The organism is Ralstonia sp. Ralssp135 (genome assembly GCF_047304345.1).
GTDB classification, from domain to species: domain Bacteria; phylum Pseudomonadota; class Gammaproteobacteria; order Burkholderiales; family Burkholderiaceae; genus Ralstonia; species Ralstonia chuxiongensis.
This window is the reverse complement of the sequence record NZ_JBGLYZ010000043.1, coordinates 23,647-38,621: the sequence shown is the minus strand read 5'-3', so window position 1 is coordinate 38,621 and position 14,975 is coordinate 23,647. Positions and strand designations below refer to the sequence as shown.

At 64.2% G+C, this 14,975-nt stretch carries 12 protein-coding genes; 2 read left to right on the top strand and 10 right to left on the bottom strand.

Annotation, left to right across the window (positions count from 1 at the left end; genetic code table 11):
- Positions 1 to 154: 154 nt before the first annotated feature.
- From clpB to ACCD03_RS22060, 10 genes are all read right to left on the bottom strand, one after another.
- A complete protein-coding gene (gene clpB, locus ACCD03_RS22105; protein WP_045204171.1) occupies positions 155 to 2,743 on the bottom strand; it encodes an ATP-dependent chaperone ClpB in 2,589 nt (862 codons plus the stop codon).
- Between the two features lie 170 nt (positions 2,744 to 2,913).
- Positions 2,914 to 5,091: a 3-hydroxybutyrate oligomer hydrolase family protein gene (locus ACCD03_RS22100; RefSeq protein WP_413412893.1), complete on the bottom strand. Its 2,178-nt coding sequence runs from the start codon at positions 5,089 to 5,091 to the stop codon at positions 2,914 to 2,916.
- Between the two features lie 172 nt (positions 5,092 to 5,263).
- Positions 5,264 to 5,644, bottom strand: a complete 381-nt coding sequence (gene crcB / locus ACCD03_RS22095; protein WP_413412892.1) for a fluoride efflux transporter CrcB — start codon at positions 5,642 to 5,644, stop codon at positions 5,264 to 5,266.
- Positions 5,645 to 5,659: 15 nt separating this feature from the next.
- Positions 5,660 to 6,181 (bottom strand): molybdenum cofactor biosynthesis protein MoaE, encoded by a 522-nt coding sequence (locus ACCD03_RS22090; protein ID WP_413412891.1) that lies wholly within the window; start codon positions 6,179 to 6,181, stop codon positions 5,660 to 5,662.
- A 16-nt stretch (positions 6,182 to 6,197) separates the two neighbouring features.
- Positions 6,198 to 6,455 carry a molybdopterin converting factor subunit 1 gene (moaD, locus tag ACCD03_RS22085; RefSeq protein WP_009238308.1) on the bottom strand — a complete coding sequence of 86 codons (258 nt, stop codon included), beginning with the start codon at positions 6,453 to 6,455 and terminating at the stop codon, positions 6,198 to 6,200.
- A 12-nt stretch (positions 6,456 to 6,467) separates the two neighbouring features.
- A complete protein-coding gene (gene glp / locus ACCD03_RS22080; protein ID WP_413412890.1) occupies positions 6,468 to 7,727 on the bottom strand; it encodes a gephyrin-like molybdotransferase Glp in 1,260 nt (419 codons plus the stop codon).
- Between the two features lie 81 nt (positions 7,728 to 7,808).
- Entirely contained in the window at positions 7,809 to 8,426 is a 618-nt protein-coding gene (locus tag ACCD03_RS22075; protein ID WP_045204175.1) for a uracil-DNA glycosylase family protein, read from the bottom strand.
- Between the two features lie 4 nt (positions 8,427 to 8,430).
- Positions 8,431 to 9,876 carry a threonine synthase gene (thrC, locus tag ACCD03_RS22070; protein ID WP_045204661.1) on the bottom strand — a complete coding sequence of 482 codons (1,446 nt, stop codon included), beginning with the start codon at positions 9,874 to 9,876 and terminating at the stop codon, positions 8,431 to 8,433.
- A 15-nt stretch (positions 9,877 to 9,891) separates the two neighbouring features.
- Positions 9,892 to 11,211: a homoserine dehydrogenase gene (locus ACCD03_RS22065; protein ID WP_045204176.1), complete on the bottom strand. Its 1,320-nt coding sequence runs from the start codon at positions 11,209 to 11,211 to the stop codon at positions 9,892 to 9,894.
- A gap of 100 nt (positions 11,212 to 11,311) precedes the next feature.
- Positions 11,312 to 12,553, bottom strand: a complete 1,242-nt coding sequence (locus tag ACCD03_RS22060; RefSeq protein ID WP_045204177.1) for a pyridoxal phosphate-dependent aminotransferase — start codon at positions 12,551 to 12,553, stop codon at positions 11,312 to 11,314.
- 296 nt (positions 12,554 to 12,849) lie between these two features.
- On the opposite strand from ACCD03_RS22060, the gene ACCD03_RS22055 reads away from it, so the two are divergent.
- A complete protein-coding gene (locus ACCD03_RS22055; RefSeq protein ID WP_045204178.1) occupies positions 12,850 to 13,230 on the top strand; it encodes an Mth938-like domain-containing protein in 381 nt (126 codons plus the stop codon).
- 4 nt (positions 13,231 to 13,234) lie between these two features.
- On the top strand, positions 13,235 to 14,905 hold the full coding sequence (locus ACCD03_RS22050; RefSeq protein ID WP_413412889.1) for a glycosyltransferase family 39 protein: 1,671 nt from the start codon (positions 13,235 to 13,237) through the stop codon (positions 14,903 to 14,905).
- Positions 14,906 to 14,975: the final 70 nt, after the last annotated feature.

The window sequence follows — 14,975 nt, the reverse complement described above, 5'->3', positions numbered from 1 at the left end:
CCTTTCTTTGCTTACTTTCTTTGGCAAGACAAAGAAAGTGAGTCAGCCCCGGCAGGGGATGAAACCAGGGATGCACCAACAACAAAAAAACCAAAAACAAAAAAGCCGCTCCGGAATCCTCCGGAGCGGCTTTTTAACGCACCACTACACAGCCTCAGTGCACAACCCGATCAAACGAGAACTGCCCATCCCGATAATCCACCGGCACCACATCCTTCGGGGCAAACTTGCCCTCCAGGATCATCCGTGCCACCGGATTCTCAAGCTGCTGCTGGATGGCCCGCTTCAATGGCCGTGCCCCAAACACCGGGTCGTAACCCGCCGATGCCAGCTTGGCCACCGCCTCGTCGCTGATCTCCAGCGCCAGGTCCATCTGCGCCAGACGTGCCGAGAGGCGCTTGAGCTGGATGCGCGCGATCGATTCGATGTTGCGTTGGTCCAGCGAGTGGAACACCACCACCTCGTCGATCCGGTTCAGGAACTCGGGCCGGAAATGCGTCTTCACTTCCTGCCACACGGCACCCTTGATCACGTCCGCCGGTTCGGTCGCCATCTGCTGGATGAGCTGCGAGCCGAGGTTCGACGTCATCACGATCACCGTGTTCTTGAAGTCCACCGTGCGGCCCTGGCCGTCGGTCAGGCGGCCATCGTCGAGCACCTGCAGCAGCACGTTGAAAACGTCCGGGTGCGCCTTTTCCACTTCATCGAGCAACACCACGCTGTACGGCTTGCGACGCACGGCTTCGGTCAGGTAACCGCCTTCCTCATAGCCGACATAGCCCGGGGGCGCGCCAATCAGGCGGCTCACGGAATGCTTCTCCATGAACTCGCTCATGTCGATGCGGATGAGGTGCTCTTCCGAATCGAACAGGAAGCCGGCCAGCGCCTTGCACAGCTCGGTCTTGCCCACGCCCGTTGGGCCCAGGAACAGGAACGAGCCATAGGGCTTGTTCTCGTCCGCAATGCCGGCGCGCGAGCGGCGGATGGCATCCGACACCAGACGCACGGCCTCGTCCTGGCCGACCACGCGCTCGTGCAGGCGGTCTTCCATCTTGAGCAGCTTCTCGCGCTCGCCGGTCATCATCTTCGACACGGGGATGCCCGTGGCGCGGCTGACGACTTCGGCAATCTCTTCGGCACCCACCTGCGTGCGCAGCAGCTTGTTCGGCTGCTTCTGGCCGGCAGACTCGGCGGCAGTGGCGGCCTTCAACTTGCCTTCCAGTTCGGGCAGCTTGCCGTATTGCAACTCGGCCACCTTGTCGAGCTTGCCTTCACGCTGCAGCTTGGCGATCTCCAGCTTGATCTTTTCGATCTCTTCCTTGAGCGTCGCCGCACCTTGCGCAGCGCCCTTCTCGGCCTTCCAGATCTCATCCAGATCGGCGTATTCCTTCTGCAGGCGTTCGATTTCCTGCTCGATCAGGTCCAGGCGCTTCTGCGACGCTTCGTCGGTTTCCTTCTTGACGGCCTCGCGCTCGATCTTGAGCTGGATCAGGCGGCGGTCGAGCTTGTCCATCGCCTCGGGCTTCGAGTCGATTTCCATCTTGATGCGCGCTGCAGCTTCGTCGATCAGGTCGATGGCCTTGTCCGGCAGGAAGCGGTCGGTGATGTAGCGGTGGCTGAGTTCAGCCGCGGCCACGATCGCCGGGTCGGTGATCTCCACGCCGTGGTGCAGTTCATATTTCTCCTGCAGGCCGCGCAGGATGGCGATGGTCGCTTCCACGCTCGGCTCGCCCACGAGCACCTTCTGGAAGCGGCGCTCCAGCGCAGCATCCTTCTCGATGTACTTGCGGTATTCATCCAGCGTGGTCGCGCCGATGCAATGCAGCTCGCCGCGTGCAAGCGCCGGCTTGAGCATGTTGCCGGCGTCCATTGCGCCTTCGGCCTTGCCCGCGCCCACCATGGTGTGGATCTCGTCGATGAAGAGAATGGTCCGGCCCTCTTCCTTGGCGATGTCGTTCAGCACCGCCTTCAGGCGCTCCTCGAACTCGCCGCGATACTTGGCACCGGCCAGCAGGCCCGCCATGTCGAGCACCAGCACACGCTTGTTCTTCAAGCTTTCAGGCACCTCTTCATTGACGATGCGCTGCGCCAGCCCCTCGACGATGGCCGTCTTGCCCACGCCCGGCTCGCCAATCAGCACCGGGTTGTTCTTGGTGCGACGCTGCAGGATCTGGATGGCGCGGCGGATTTCATCATCGCGGCCGATGACGGGGTCGAGCTTGCCGATCCGGGCCATCTCGGTGAGGTCGATGGTGTACTTCTTGAGCGCTTCGCGCTGGCTTTCGGCCTCGGCGCTGCCGACGGTCTGGCCGCCGCGCACGGCGTCGATAGCGGCTTCGAGCGGCTTGCGCGACAAGCCGTGCTCGCGCGCAATGCGCCCGGCTTCGCCCTTGTCGTCGGCCGCAGCCAGCAGGAACAGCTCGCTGGCGATGAACTGGTCGCCGCGCTTGATGCCTTCCTTCTCGGTTTGCTGCAGCAGGTTGCCCAGATCACGGCCGACCTGTACCTGTTCACCACCCTGCACCTGCGGCAGGTGCTTGATGGCGCGGTCCAGCGCCGTATCCAGCGCGCCCGTGTTGACGCCCGCGCGGGCGAGCAGGTTCTTGGTCGCGCCATCCGGCTGGCGCAGCATGGCCAGCAGCAGATGGACGGGTTCGATGTACGGATTGTCGTTGCCCAGCGCCAGGCTCTGCGCGTCGGCCAGCGCTTCCTGGAAGCGGGTCGTCAGTTTGTCCAAACGCATTAAAAACCCCTTGCGGAAAATGTTTCACTGCTCCGAAAGATAGGGAGCTTCGGTGGCTTTTCAAGCATGGAAACGCGAGTTTTGATGCAGATTTGCGCCAGAACAAACGGCGGCGCGCCTGCTGGCCACGCCGCCGTCCCAAGTGCGTCAAAATCGTCCTGGCTATCGCATCAGTTGGGCACCGATACCGTCGCCACACCGCCCGACACGCTCACCGAGATGCGGTCGGCCGCGGCCGGCGTGCTCGTGAAGTTCGGCACGTTTGCCGCGTTGATGGCAGGTGCAGCACCGGGCGTGCCACCGCGCGGGGTCGTGCGCACCACCTGCGACGGCGGCAACGGCGTGCCGTTCTTCAGGTTCGCGTACATGGCGTCCAGCGCGCGCTGCTCATACAGGACCAGCGGCACGAACAGCGAGTCGTAGCCGGGCACAAGGTCGATAAAGCCGTCGAAATGCTGCGCGTTCATCACCTCGATGTACGACAGCTTGCTCGAGCCGCCCTCCACCTTGGCGTTCAGCCCCAGATACGGCCGCGAGCCATGGTTGACCGGCAGCAGCGCGTCGTTGCGGCCCTGCACGATCAGCGCAGGCTTGCCCTGCAGGTTGCCCGTGCGCAGCGTCTGGCTGATCCCGGTCTGCAGCGATTGCGAAGCGGCATCGGCGCCCGTCAGCAGGTTCCGCAAGCACAGCGCGCCGTCGAGGTTGGCGGCCTGCGTGCCGGTCGAGTCCACCGACTGGTTGCTGCGCGTCGGGCCGCCCTGCGCGTTGTTGTTGACGAGCTGCACGCCGGAGGTGGGCGGAATGCCGTTGCCAAGCGCCGCCATCTGGGCGAGCGCCGTGGCATTCACCGCCGTCGGATGGAACGACGCGTCGGTGGCCGCAAAGCTCAGCCCACACAGGTTGTCGGTCACGCTTGCACGCGACAGAGCATTGCCGAAGGTGGTCGCCACCGATGGGTCGATCTCGTAGAACGACATCGACGCGTGCACGAGGTCCGATTCGGGCTCCCAGCCATAGGCACGCATCTTCTGCAGGGCTTCGTCAGCCTGGGCAGCCGCCGTGGTGGACGTCAGCAGCCCGGCCGCCTTGAGCGCAGCACAGCGATTGGCCTGCACGCCTGCCGGGAACGTCGTGAGGCTCCCAAAGAACGCCTGTGCCGGCGCGGTGGCAACGCTGGTAGACGACGCCGCGCACAGCCGGAACACGTTGGCGTAGCTCACGTAGTCGAACAGCGGCTTGCCGGTCGTCGGCAGCGTCGTGCCGCCGCGCACCACCTGCACGCCGGTGTTGGGCGGCAGGTTCAGGCCAGGCTCGCCGACGGCCACCCCGTCGATCCACCCGCCGGTGTCCTGCTCGGCCGCTGCGATGGCCGCACCGCCGCCGTTGGAGATGCTCGACGCGATGACGATGGTGTTGTCCGGACGCACCGGCAGCGCGCTGCCGACCAACGCACCGCTCGCCGCCGAGACCTTGTCGTTGATCGCCCAGAACGCGAACTGCACGGCCTGCAACGTGAACAAGCCCCAATCCTTCTCTGGATTGCGCTGCGAATGCGCGTGTTTGAACGCCAGCCGGTTCGGCGTGGCGGCGTTGAAGGCGGACAACTGGCTGCTGGTGAGCGGCGCGGCAAAGTGCGCGTTGGAACCGGCGGCGCTGCGCGTGGTGCGCGTGCCGTCCTGCAGGGCGACGGTGTCGGTAGCCAGATCGTGCGGGCCGGCGCCCGTGCCCTTGTCGGTATAGGCCACGGCGCACTTGCGCTTGAGGCCCCACTCGCCGGTGGAAATCGCGCCGTAGATACCGCGCGAGCCCGACGAGGTGGCAGTGATGATGCAGGGGTTGTTGACGTCGAAGCTGTCCGGAATCTGCACCAGCAGCACAACATTCTGCTGGCCTGTGCCGTCGTCAGAGTACGTCACATATTCCGTCCCGGCGATCATGCCGGAGCCCTGCGTGACGTTGCCGCTGGCATCGACGTTCGGGCCATAAAGCGTGCCGTAACCGCCCTTGGCTGCCGTGTCGACCAGCGCGCGGTAGTTGGCATAGATCGCCAGGCGGCGCAGCTCGGCTGCCGTGGGCGCGGTGGGGTTGGCGATGGTCGGCGCGGTGGCTGAAGCCAGGCCGCTTGCGCCCAGGCCGGCGGTCAGCAGGTCGTCGGATACGCCGTCGTACCGGTTGATGGTCACCTTGCCGGCAAAGGCCGGTTTGGTATTGCCCGGCACGTTGTTGCCATCATTGCTGCCGCCGCAGGCGCTTAGCACACCGCAGCCGGCGAGCAGCACGGCACCGGCGGCGATCAGGTTGCTTGGTGAGACGTGCCGTCGCAGGCGCGCCGTTCGGGTTGGTTTCATTGCGTCTCCTTCTCGTTATGGATGGAACAACACAAAGCAACCTGCGGCGGCCTCTGATACTGCACGTCCCTACTGGACGTCCCTACTGGACGTCCCTAAGCCACCGCAGGCACTACCAGTATGTGAACCAAACTTCTCATTCGCAATTCAATTTGCGTGATCGGCCTTGCGATCAACTGAACGTGCGCACCGTCCAGAGACCGAGCATGGTGAGGAACAGCGAGCCCCCGAGATGCGCCATGATATGCAGCGCGCCCATCAGGTGGTCGCCGGCCAGGATGTTGGCGACAACCTCGCTGGAAAACGTCGAGAACGTCGTCAGCCCGCCCAGAAAACCGGTGATGACAAGCAAACGCCATTCAGGCGGCAGCCCCGCGTGCGTATCGAAAAAACCCACCGCAACGCCAATCAAATAGCCTCCCACCAGATTGGCTGCCAGCGTGCCGTACGGCAAGGCCGGATTGATGGCATTCCACAAGATGGCGAACGCCCAGCGCAACCAGGCTCCCAGTGCAGCGCCCACCCCAACTGCCAGAATGCCAATTCCGCTCATGCGGTCGCGTCCTTGTTATTCGTAGTCGTTGGGTTGCGCAGATGCGCCAGGCTGATTGGCCGTGTTTGCCCCGGCGTTGGTGGTGGCAATGCCCCAGCGGGCGAGCGCCTTGTCGTCCGTGACACGCGCATCGACCCAGCGCGCGCCTTCAGGCGTCTGTTCCTTCTTCCAGAACGGCGCCTCGCTCTTGAGGTAATCCATGATGAATTCGCACGCGGCAAAGGATTCGCCGCGGTGCTTGGAAGCCACCGCCACCAGCACGATCTGGTCTTGCGGCTTGAGCTTGCCAACGCGGTGAATGACAAGCGCGTCGATCAGGTCCCAACGCTGCATGGCCGCGCTCACGATGTCGGCGAGCGCCTTTTCGGTCATGCCGGGATAGTGCTCCAGCTCCATCTCGGACACACCGGTGCCGTCGTTGATGTCGCGCACGGTGCCAATGAAACTGGCCACCGCACCAATGTTCGGGCGGCCGGCACGCAGCGCTGCAATCTCGGCGCCGAGGTCGAAGTCGGCTTCCTGCACACGGACGGACATGGTCGGTCTCCTGCGCTCAGCCGCCGGTCACGGGCGGAAAGAATGCGACCTCGCAGCCGTCGTGCACAGCGGTATCGGCCGGCACGATCTGGTGGTCCACCGCCATGCGCAGCGCACGACCTTCGGCCAGGGTTTCGCCCCAGACCGGACCGCGCTGCGCCAGCCAGCGGCGCACATCGCCCACGGTGCGCACGGCCTCCGGCACGACCACCTGCTCCTGCGAGGTTCCGAGTTGTTCACGCACGCTGGCAAAGAAACGAAGCTCAATCTGCATGGCCATCGCTCCTTACACCAGACCCGCGAACGGCAGGAAGCTGACGACATCACCCTGCCCGATCGGCTGGTTGGGCGGATTGTCGATCAGGCCGTCGCCCCATACGGTGGAGGTCAGTACGCCCGAGCTTTGATTGGGAAACAGGTCCAGCCCGCCGTTGGCGTTGATGCGCGCACGCAGAAACTCGTTGCGGCGATCACCCTTGGGCAGCGCAAAGTCGGCCCGCATCGGGATGCGCTTCGGGGCCACATCCGCCACGCCCTGCAGACGCAGAATGAACGGCCGCACGAACAGCAGGAAGGTGACGAAGCTCGACACCGGGTTACCCGGCAGGCCAATGAAAAACGCGGTGGGGCCACCGACCATGCCTTCTGGCCGGCGCACCTCGCCAAAGGCCAGCGGCTTGCCCGGCTTGATGGCGATCTGCCAAAGGTTCAGGCGCCCTTCCGCTTCCACAGCGGGCTTGATGTGGTCTTCCTCGCCCACTGACACGCCGCCGGAGGTGATGATGAGGTCGTGCTCCTCGGCCGCTTCGCGCAGTGTGTCGCGCGTGGCTTGCAGCGTGTCGGGCACGATGCCGAAATCAGTGATGTCGCAGCCGAGGTTTTCCAGCAGCGCGCGCAGCGTGAAGCGGTTGGAGTTGTAGATCGCGCCGGGCTTGAGCGGCTCGCCGGGCATAGCAAGCTCATCGCCGGTAAAGAACACGGCCACGCGCGGACGGCGCACCACGTGCAGATTGGCACAGCCGACCGAAGCCGCCAAGCCGAGTTGCTGCGGGCCAAGGCGCGTGCCGCGCGGCAGGATCTCGGCGCCGTCGGCAATGTCCTCGCCAGCGCGGCGGATCCACTCGCCGGATTCAGGCACGTGGTCGATGGTGACGGTGCCCGCGTCCGGGTCAGCCTTGCATTGCTCCTGCATGACCACGGCATCGGCGCCCGGCGGGATCAGCGCGCCGGTAAAGATGCGCGCTGCCTCGCCCGCATTCAGCGGCTGGCCGACATGGCCGGCCGGGATGCGCTGCGCCACCTTCAGGCGCGTGCCCGGCGCGGTGATGTCGGCCGCGCGCACGGCGTATCCATCCATTTGCGTGTTGTCGGCGGGCGGCACGTTCAAGCTGCTGCGAACGGCCTGCGCGAGGACGCGCCCGTTGGCGTGCAACGTGGACACGGTTTCGGTCTCGTGCAAAGCGCGCACTGCGGCAAGCAGTTGCGACAGCGCCGCATCGAGCGTCAGCAAGGACGGTTTGAGGGCGGGAGCATCGTTGGCGGACATGCGGGAATGGGGAAGCGGAATCGAAAGGGAGATTTCGATTGTATCGGTTCCAGACCGATGCCATGCATCAGCGCAGGCGTATCAAGCGAATGCGTCGGCCAGCGCGGCCCGCAGTGCCGGCACGATGTGCGCGTCAAACCACGGGTTGTGTTTGAACCAGGCCAGATTGCGCGGGCTCGGATGCGGCAGTGGGAACAGCACACGGCCGTCGGCGTCATGCACAGGCCCGTTGCGCACAACGTCGGTCAGCGACCAGTCGCGCGGCACGTCGAGGTAATTGCGCTGGGCATAGGTTCCCACCAGCAGCGCGAGCCTCACATCGGGCATCGCGGTCAGCAACGGCCGATGCCACTTGGGCGCGCATTCGGGGCGCGGCGGCAAATCGCCATTCGCGCCGGTGCCGGGAAAGCAGAAGCCCATTGGCACCACGGCGATGCGTCTGTCCGCGTAGAAATCGTCGTATGAAATCTGCAGCCACTGGCGCAGGCGGTCCCCGGAACGGTCGTTCCAAGGGATGCCGGTTTCGTGGACGATGCGGCCCGGCGCCTGCCCGATGATCAGGACGCGGGCGCGGCGGTCCGCCACCACAACCGGGCGAGGCTCGTGCGCAAGGGCGCCCTTGCACTCGCGGCAGGCACGGATGTCGTGCAGGCAGCGCTCGAACGCTGCCCCTGCCCCGTCATCCGGCACTGCTTCCATCGGTTCAGAGACCGGTGTGCTGGGCGATGTAGCCCTTGATGCGGTCAGCGTCGGCCGGCATGACTTCGAAGCGCTGCGGCAGCGATTCGATATCAGCGTAGCCAGCCGGACGCTCCGGCTCTCGGTCCAGCGCTTCGCGAATGGTGTCGCCAAACTTGGCCGGGAGCGCCGTTTCCAGCACCACCATCGGCACGCCCGGCGTCAGGTTTTCGCGTGCCACCTTCACGCCGTCGGCGGTGTGGGTGTCGATCATCGTGCCGTAGGTGGCAAACACGTCGCGGATCGTATCGACGCGGTCTGCGTGCGAGCTGCGGCCCGAGACAAAGCCGAACTCGGCGATGCGGTCGAACTCCGGCTTGCCCGTCATCGAGAAACCGCCCTTTTCGTCCACGTCACGGAAGAGCTGGGCGAGGCGAGCCGGATCACAATCCAGCAGATCGAACACGAAGCGCTCGAAGTTCGAGGCCTTGCTGATGTCCATGCTGGGGCTGGAGGTGTGATACGTCTGCGCGGCCGAACGCACGCGGTACGTGCCGGTGCGGAAGAACTCGTCGAGCACGTCGTTCTCGTTCGTGGCAACGACCAGCTTGTCGATCGGCAAACCCATCATGCGCGCGATGTGGCCGGCGCAGACGTTGCCGAAGTTGCCCGACGGCACGCAGAACGACACCTTGTCGCCAATCTTCGGGGCCGCCAGCAGGTAGCCCTTGAAGTAGTAGACGACCTGGGCGACGACGCGCGCCCAGTTGATCGAGTTGACCGTGCCGATCTTCTGGCGGGCCTTGTATTCGAGATCGTTCGACACCGCCTTGACGATGTCCTGCGCGTCGTCGAACACGCCTTCGATGGCGATGTTGAAGATGTTCTTGTCTTGCAGGCTGAACATCTGCGCGGTCTGGAACGCGCTCATCTTGCGGTGCGGGCTCAGCATGAACACGCGCACGCCACGCTTGCCGCGCATGGCGTATTCGGCGGCGCTGCCCGTGTCGCCGGAGGTCGCGCCCAGAATGTTCAGCTCGGCGTGCTCACGGTCGAGTGCGTATTCGAACAGGTTGCCCAGCAGCTGCATCGCCATGTCCTTGAAGGCCAGCGTCGGGCCGTTGGACAGGCACAGCAGCGACAGCGACGTGCCGCCTTCCTCGCCCAGCTTGTGCAGCGGCGTGATGTCGGCGGTGTTATCGCCGGCGCGCGCGTTGCAGTAGACCTCGGGCGTGTAGGTGCGGCGGGTCAATGCGCGCAGGTCGTCCTCGGGAATGTCGGTGGCGAACTTGCGCAGGATTTCGAACGCGAGATCGGCGTACGGCAGGTCGCGCCAGCGGGTCAGCTCGTCAACGCTGACCTGCGGGTACTGCTCAGGCAGGTACAGGCCGCCGTCCGGCGCCAGGCCGCCCAGCAGGATGCGGGAGAAGCTCTGCGGCTCTGCGTGGCCGCGGGTCGATCGGTATTGCATGCTCATGTCCTGCGCTTAGTTCAGTTCTTCCATGCGGATGCGCGTGACCTTCGACAGCACGGTCGGCAGCGCTTCGATGGCGGCGATGGCGGCGTTCACGCGCTTTTCCACCGTCACATGCGACAGCATGATGATGTCGGTCTGCGGCTCGCCTTCGCGCGATTCCTTCTGCAGCATGGCGTCGATCGAGATGCCGCCTTCGGCCAGGATGCGCGTGATGTCGGCCAGCACGCCGGTTTCATCGGCCACGCGCATGCGCAGGTAGTAGCTCGAACGCACTTCGTCGATCGGCAGCACCGGCGTGTCGGACAGCGCGTCCGGTTGGAACGCCAGATGCGGCACGCGGTGTTCCGGGTCGGCCGTGTGCAGGCGCGTCACGTCCACCAGATCGGCGACGACGGCCGAAGCGGTCGGCTCGGCGCCAGCGCCCTTGCCGTAGTACAGCGTCGGGCCCACGGCATCGCCATTGACGACCACGGCGTTCATCGCGCCTTCGACATTGGCGATCAGGCGCTTGGCCGGCACGAGCGTCGGATGCACGCGCAACTCAATGCCCGCTTCGACACGGCGCGTAATGCCCAGCAGCTTGATACGGTAGCCGAGTTCTTCGGCGTAGCGGATGTCGACGGCTTCCAACTTCGTGATGCCTTCCACATACGCGCGCTCGAACTGCACCGGCACGCCAAAGGCGATGGCGCTCATGAGCGTGAGCTTGTGCGCGGCGTCAAAGCCTTCGATGTCGAAGGTCGGATCGGCTTCGGCGTAGCCCAGGCGCTGGGCTTCCTTGAGCACCGTATCAAAGTCCAGACCCTTGTCGCGCATCTCGGTCAGGATGAAGTTCGTGGTGCCGTTGATGATGCCGGCGATCCACTCGATGCGGTTGGCCGTCAGGCCTTCACGCAGCGCCTTGATGATCGGAATGCCGCCAGCCACGGCAGCCTCGAACGCCACCATCACGCCCTTGTCCTGCGCGGCCTTGAAGATCTCGTTGCCATGCACGGCCAGCAGCGCCTTGTTGGCGGTGACAACGTGCTTGCCGTTGGCGATGGCACGCAGCACCAGTTCGCGTGCCAGGTCGTAACCTCCAATCAGCTCCACGACGATATCGATCTCGGGCGAATCCACAATCGCAAACGGGTCGTTCACCACCGGCACGGTCGCGCCGGCTTCCTGCACGATAGCGCGGGCGCGGTCGACATTGCGCACTGCAATCATGGCGACTTCAATGCCGCGACCCGCACGACGGCGGATTTCTTCCTGGTTCCGTTGCAGAACCTTGAGGGTACCGCCACCGACGGTACCGAGCCCGAGCAGGCCGATCTTGATGGGATTCATGAGACGTGTCGTAAAGAAACGAAAAAGCGGAGAAGCAAAAAACACACAGGGCAGACACTTCGGTCTGCCCCGCAGTTACTGATCTGGCGGAAGACCGAGTTTATGCGGCCCGGATGCCAGTACCGTGACGCTGACGGTACCGCTCCAGGAAGCGCGAAATTCGGCCAATCGCTTCACGAAGATCGTCTTCGTGCGGCAGGAAGACGATGCGGAAGTGGTCTGGCGAGTGCCAGTTGAAGCCCGTGCCCTGCACCAGCAGCACACGCTCTTCTTCCAGCAGCTGGCGGATAAAGGTCTGGTCGTCTTCGATGGGATACACCGCTGGGTCCAAACGCGGGAACATATACAGCGCAGCCTTGGGCTTGACGCAGGTCACGCCAGGGATGGCGGTGATCAGCTCGTGCGCCAAGTCGCGCTGACGACGCATGCGGCCGCCCGGTGCCACCAGGTCTTTGATGCTCTGGTAGCCGCCCAGCGCGGTTTGGATCGCCCATTGCCCCGGCACGTTGGCGCACAGGCGCATCGACGACAGCATGTTCAGGCCTTCGATGTAATCCTTGGCCGGGCGCTTGTCGCCGGACACGACCATCCAGCCCGCGCGGTAACCGCACGAGCGGTAGCTCTTCGACAGGCTGTTGAACGTCACCGTCAGCACGTCTTCCGACAGCGAGCCGATCGCGGTGTGCTTGTTGTCGTCGAACAGAACCTTGTCGTACACCTCATCGGCGAAGATCACCAGGCCGTGTTCGCGCGCGATGGCGACAATGCCCAGCAGCAGCTCGTCCGAATACAGCGCGCCGGTCGGGTTGTTCGGGTTGATGACGACGATGCCCTTGGTATTGGGCGTGATCTTGGCGCGGATGTCGTCCAGATCTGGCATCCAGCCATTGGCTTCGTCGCAGATGTAGTGCACCGGCGTGCCGCCCGAAAGGCTGGTCACGGCGGTCCACAACGGGTAGTCGGGCGCCGGCAGCAGCAGCTCGTCACCGGCGTCGAGCAGCGCGTTGGTGGCCAGCGAAATCAGCTCCGACGCGCCGTTGCCCAGATAGATGTCTTCCAGCGTGACGTTCTTGATGCCCTGCTCTTGCGTGTAGTGCATCACCGCCTTGCGCGCCGCGAAGATGCCCTTGGAATCCGAATACGCCGCCGAATTCGGCAGGTTGCGGATCATGTCCTGCTGGATCTCTTCAGGGGCATCGAAACCGAACACGGCCAGGTTGCCGATATTCAGCTTGATGATCTTGTGGCCCTCTTCTTCCATCTGCTTGGCCTTCTCGAGCACGGGGCCGCGAATGTCATAGCAGACGTTGTTGAGCTTGGCGGATTTCTGGATCGTTTTCACGGGCAAGGCGGCGAGTGGCGACGTTGAACGGCTGGAACTACGGGACATTCTGTGGCGCAGCAAAGCGGCGACGGTAACGCCACACAGCGGCAGGCGCCGCTACGCTATTCCTTGCCGGACATTCGCTTGTGGCGCGGCGGGCGAAGGAGAGAAAAAGATATAATTTAGCCCATTATGACAGACTTAGGCGGGCATTTTTGCAACGCAGCGAAACCTGCCCGAAGTCTGAAACCTAGCGCCTTTGCCTGCGTGCCGCCGTATGCGCCGCAGTCATCGCGCCCGATGGGATTCCCGCCTTGAAGCTTCATTCATCCGATTCGTCGACCATTCTCAATACCGTTACCGGCTATGGCGACGGCTATATCGAAATCAACAAGGTGCGCTACGAGCACTCCGTGCTGGTGATGCCCGAGGGCGCCGTGGTGCAGTGGGATGTGTCGCGCTTTGAGGATCTGACGCCCGAGCATTTCGCTCGCCTGCTCGAACTGGGCGCCGAAGTGGTGATCTTCGGCTCCGGCAATAAGCTGCGCTTCCCGCACCCGCGGCTGACGGTGCCGCTCACAGAAAAGCGCATCGGCGTGGACGCCATGGACCTGCAGGCCGCCGGCCGCACGTACAACATCCTGATGCTGGAAGGCCGCAAAGTGGCCGCCGCCCTGCTAATCGAGCGTGCCTGACCGCATGCCGATCGACCGCACTGCTCAAGCGCCCATCCTCCCCTGGCGCAATGCGTCGCTGTGGCTGCTGGCTGCTGCGTTCCTAGCCATCTGGCTCGGCACGCTGGGCTACCGGCACCTGATCCCCACCGATGAAGGTCGCTACGCCGAAATCGCGCGCGAGATGTTCGTCTCGGGAGACTGGGTGACCATCCGCTACAACGCCCTGAAGTATTTCGAGAAGCCGCCGCTGCAAATGTGGGGCACCGCACTCGCCTACACGCTGTTTGGCATCGGCGACTGGCAGGCGCGGCTGTTCACGGCGCTTTCCGGCATCGTCGGCATTGTTTTCACGATGCTGGCGGCGGCGCGCTGGTGGGGCAAACGGACGGCGGTCATCAGCGGGCTGGTGCTGGTGAGCGCGCCTCTGTGGAACGTGGGCTCGCACTTCAATTCGCTCGACATGGGCGTGGCCGGCTGCATGACGATGGCGTTGGGTGCGCTACTGCTCGCGCAGCATCCGGATGCCACGCGCGCTCAACAACGCGGCTGGATGTGGGCCTGCTGGGCATCAATGGCGCTGGCTGTGCTGAGCAAGGGCCTCATCGGCGTGGTCCTGCCGGGTTTTGTGCTGGTGGTCTACACGTTGGTCGCGCGCGACTGGGCCCTGTGGAAACGATTGCATCTGGTGAGCGGGCTGATCATCTTCTTTGCCGTCGGCGCGCCGTGGTTCGTCCTGATCTCCATACGCAACCCGGAATTCGCGTGGTTCTTCTTCGTGCACGAGCATTTCCAGCGTTTCACGTCGACCGTGCATAACCGAAACGCGCCGCTTTGGTACTTCGTGCCATTGCTGGTGGCCGGGTTCCTGCCGTGGCTTGCTCAATTGCCCGGCGCTGCACGCCTGACCCTTGCACGCGGTGAAACCGCCAGCAACGGTTTCCGCCCCACGCTCATGCTCGGCCTGTGGGCTGTCCTGATCTTCGCGTTTTTCAGCATTTCCGACTCGAAGCTGCCGGGCTATATCTTTCCAATCATCCCAGCGCTGGCGATTCTGGCGGCCCTGGTGCTCGAGCACACCAGCGAGCACGCGTGGCGCTGGCAACTCAAGGGCTTCCTGGCGCTGGCGCTGGCTGGTCTGGCGGCCAGCGGTTACGTGGCGACCATGTCGTCGGACATGTACCCGAACGCCGTGTTTTCCCGATTTGCGATGTTCCTGGCCGTGGCGTTCGTGGCGGGAGCAGGGTTCACGTGGCTGGCACTTCGCTTGGCGGATCGGCGCTTCGAGAGCGTGGCCGCATTTGCGTGCGCGTGGTTCCTGACATTTACGGCGGCGATGTTGGGCCACGAAGCTTTCGGGCGCTCCATGTCGGGTATCGATCTCGTACCAGCCGTCAAGCCGTGGCTCAAGCCCGACGTGCCGTTCTATGCGGTGGAGCGTCTGGACCATACAATGCCGTTTTACCTCGGCCGGCCCACCACCATGGTGCAGGAACCTGATGAGCTGGCCTTCGGCGCTAAACAGGAGCCGGCCAAGTGGGTGCCGACCACCGAAGCGTTCGTGGCGCACTGGAAAGCCGGCGGTCAGGCCGTCGCCATGATGGGACCGGGTACCTATGACCGGCTGGCAGCCCAGGGCGTACCGATGATCGTGATCGCCCGCGATGCCCGCCGCGTGATCGTCCGGCGCAACTAGGTTTCACCGCCACGGATTGTCGAAAGGGGCGCGCAAGCGGAATTGTCGTAACATGCGGCCCGGCGGCGGG